Source organism: Streptomyces glaucescens, assembly GCF_002154375.1.
Taxonomy (GTDB): domain Bacteria; phylum Actinomycetota; class Actinomycetes; order Streptomycetales; family Streptomycetaceae; genus Streptomyces; species Streptomyces glaucescens.
The window spans coordinates 1-3,535 of sequence record NZ_MUND01000531.1 but is presented as its reverse complement, the minus strand read 5'-3'; the positions used below and the strand labels follow the sequence as shown (position 1 = coordinate 3,535).

General features: G+C 74.3%; 2 protein-coding genes and 1 pseudogene. All 3 read left to right on the top strand.

Going from position 1 to position 3,535, the window contains the following annotated elements; translation table 11 throughout:
• A pseudogene (locus tag CCN42_RS44935) lies at positions 1-265 on the top strand (DUF1524 domain-containing protein); the annotation flags it as partial.
• A 95-nt stretch (positions 266-360) separates the two neighbouring features.
• Entirely contained in the window at positions 361-2,034 is a 1,674-nt protein-coding gene (locus CCN42_RS30800) for an alkaline phosphatase D family protein (RefSeq protein WP_086740542.1), read from the top strand.
• Positions 2,035-2,246: 212 nt separating this feature from the next.
• Positions 2,247-3,535 (top strand): FAD/NAD(P)-binding protein (locus tag CCN42_RS30795; protein WP_143662062.1); only part of this gene is annotated, 1,289 nt, incomplete at its 3' end.

Genomic DNA, 3,535 nt, shown 5'->3' with positions numbered 1-3,535 from the left:
CGAGGCCTGGGACTCCGGCGCGGACAGCTGGACCACCTCCCGCCGCCAGGCCTTCGCCAACGACCTGACCCGCCCCCAGCTCCTCGCCGTCACCGACCACGTCAACCAGGCCAAGGGCGACCAGGACCCGGCCACCTGGATGCCGTCCCGCACCACCTACCGCTGCACCTACGTGCGCGCCTGGGTGCAGGTGAAGTACTACTACGGCCTCTCCGTGGACTCCGCCGAGAAGAGCGCCCTGCAGAGCCACCTCGCCGCCTGCTGAATCCTTTCGGCGCGGTCCGCCGCATCCCTCGTGGGGAATCCCCCCGCCGCCCTCCGTCGTTCCGTACCGTACGGGGCGACGGAGGAGGATTTCCCATGACCGGACTGCGCCTCGGACCACTGCTCAGATACACGGACGGCTCCACCGCGACGATCTGGGTCGAGACCGACCGCCCCTGCACCGCCGAGGTGCGCTGCGCCGACGGCGCCCAGGGCACCACGCACACCTTCCAGGTGGCGGGCCACCACTACGCCCTGATCCCCGTCACCGGGCTCACCCCCGGCACCGCCACCGCGTACGAGGTGCACCTCGACGGCGCCCGCGTGTGGCCGCTGCCCGACTCCCCTTTCCCGCCCTCCGTCATCCGCACCGGCCTCGCCGACGACCCGGTGCGCGTCGCCTTCGGCTCCTGCCGCTGGGCCGCGCCGCCCGCCAGCGACCGGCCCGGCCCCACCGGGGAGGGCCGCGAGCAGGACCCCGTCGGTCCCGACGCCCTCGACACGTTCGCCACGCGCCTCGCCGCCGCCCCGGACACCGAGCGGCCCGACGTGCTCCTGCTCCTCGGCGACCAGGTGTACGCCGACGAGACCTCCCCGGACACCCGCCGCTGGCTCGCCGGCCGCCGCGACCTGGACGAACCGCCCGGCAGCGGCGTCGCGGACTACGAGGAGTACACCCGGCTCTACTACGAGTCCTGGCTCGACCCCCAGGTGCGCTGGCTGCTCTCCACCGTCCCCAGCTGCATGATCTTCGACGACCACGACGTCATCGACGACTGGAACACCTCCGCCGCCTGGCTCGCCGACATGCGGGCCACGTCCTGGTGGCGGGAACGGCTGCTGAGCGGGCTGATGTCCTACTGGGTGTACCAGCACATCGGGAACCTGTCCCCGGCCGAGCTGGCCGAGGACCCGCTCTACGCGGCCGTGCACGACACACCCGACGCCACCGGCCTCCTGCGCGACTTCGCCGCCCGCGCCGACGCCGCCCCCGCCACCGTGCGCTGGAGCTACCGGCGCGACTTCGGCCGGGTCCGGCTGCTCATGGTCGACTCCCGGGCGGCCCGCGTCCTGGAGGAGGGCTCCCGCTCCATGCTCGACCCCGGCGAGGCCGCCTGGCTGCGCGAACAGACCCTCGCCGGCCGGGGCAGCTACGACCACCTGCTCATCGGCACCTCCCTGCCCTGGCTGCTGCCGCACCTCATGCACGACGCCGAGGCCTGGAACGCGGCGCTGTGCCGGGGCGAGAAGGGGCCGCGCTGGGCCCGGATCGGCGAGAAGCTGCGCCGGGCCGCCGACCTGGAGCACTGGGCGGCGTTCCCCGGGTCCTTCGCCGACCTGGCCGGCCTGATCGCCGAGGCGGGCTCCGGGAGCGACGCGCCCGCGACGGTGTGCGTGCTCTCCGGGGACGTGCACCACGCGTACATCGCCGAGCCGTCCTGGCCCGCCGGGCGCGGCCCGGACGCCCGCGTCCTGCAACTGACCTGCTCCCCCGTCCACAACCGCATCCCGCTCCCCCTGCACCTGGCCTTCCTGCTCGCCTGGACCGGTGCGGCACGGTTCGCCGGGCGGCGGCTGGCGGGACACGGCGGCATCCCGAAGCCGCCGGTGGACTGGCGGAAGACCGGCGGCCCTTGGTTCGGCAACCAGCTCATGACCCTCACCATGCGCGGGCGTTCGGCGGCACTGCGCCTGGAACAGGCCCGCGCGAAGCGGGGCGGCGGGGGCCGGCTGACCACGGTGGAGGAGTCGGTGCTGACCGGCCCATGAGGCCTGTTTGCCGGACAACCGTGATTTGTGGGACGCGCGTTCCCATCCTGGGAACGCGCGTTGGCTCGGACGCCCCCCGACGGCATGATGAGCCGGACCGTCCGCTTCCGCGGACACGACACGTCCGCTGAGTCGGGGTCGCGCGCTCCCCTGCGCTCCGCCGTGGACGTCCCGTCACTCCAACGCGCCCCACACGCCCGGGAGTCACCCTTTTGTCCACAGCGAACGCGGAGAACACCGGCGGCCTCGCACACCTCTCCGTCGCCCTGGTCGGCGCCGGCCCGCGGGGCACCAGTGTCCTGGAACGCCTCTGCGCCTCCGCCCCGTCCCTGCTTCCGCCCGGCACCCGGCTGACGGTGCACGTCGTCGACCCGGCACCGCCCGGCCCCGGCCGGGTCTGGCGCCCCGACCAGTCCCCCGAACTGCTGATGAACACGGTCGCCTCGCAGGTGACCCTGTTCACCGACGACAGCGTGGACTGCTCCGGCCCGATCCGGCCGGGACCGAGCCTGCACGAGTGGGCGGGCGGCGACCTGGGCCCCGACGACTACCCGGCCCGCGCCCACTACGGCCGCTACCTGGAGTGGGTGTTCGCCGAGGTGGTGCGGCAGGCGCCGCCCGGAGTGCGGGTCGAGACGCATCCGGCCCGCGCGGTCCGCCTGACGGACGGCCCCGACGGCCGTCAGGAGCTGGCCCTGGACGACGGCCGCGAGCTGACCGGCCTCGCCGCCGTCGTCCTCGCCCAGGGCCACCTCCCGGCCACCGCGGACGCGGAACAGCGCCGCCTCACGTCGTACGCCGCCGCACACGGCCTGCGTCACATCCCGCCCGCCAACCCGGCGGACGTGGACCTGTCCGGCCTGGCCCCCGGCGAGCCGGTGCTGCTGCGCGGTCTCGGCCTCAACTTCTTCGACCACATCGCCCTGTTGACGACCGGACGGGGCGGGCGTTTCCTGCGAGGTGGACGGGAGGGGCGGGAACTGCGCTACGTCCCTTCCGGGCGCGAACCGCGGCTGTACGCCGGGTCCCGGCGCGGCGTCCCGTACCAGGCGCGCGGCGACAACGCCAAGGGCCCGTACGGCCGGCACACGCCGCTGGTGCTGACCCCGGAGGTCGTCTCCGGGTTCCGCAAGCGCGCCGACTCGGGGGACGCGCCGGACTTCCTGGCGGAGATCTGGCCACTGGTGGCGAAGGAGGTGGAGACGGTGTACTACGCGACGCTGCTCGGGCGGCCCGAGGTCACCGACCGGTTCCTGGCCGTCCCGTACGGGGATCCCGCAACGGCCCGGCTGCTCGACGAGCTCGGGGTGCCGAAGAGCGCGCGCTGGTCCTGGGAGCGAATATCCCGGCCGTACGGGGAGCGGGAGTTCGCCGATGCCGGTGAGTGGCGGGCCTGGCTGCTGGGGCACCTGCGTGAGGACGCCGCGCAGGCCGCCCTGGGCAATGTGCGCGGGCCGGTGAAGGCGGCGCTCGACGTGCTGCGCGACCTGCGCAACGAGAT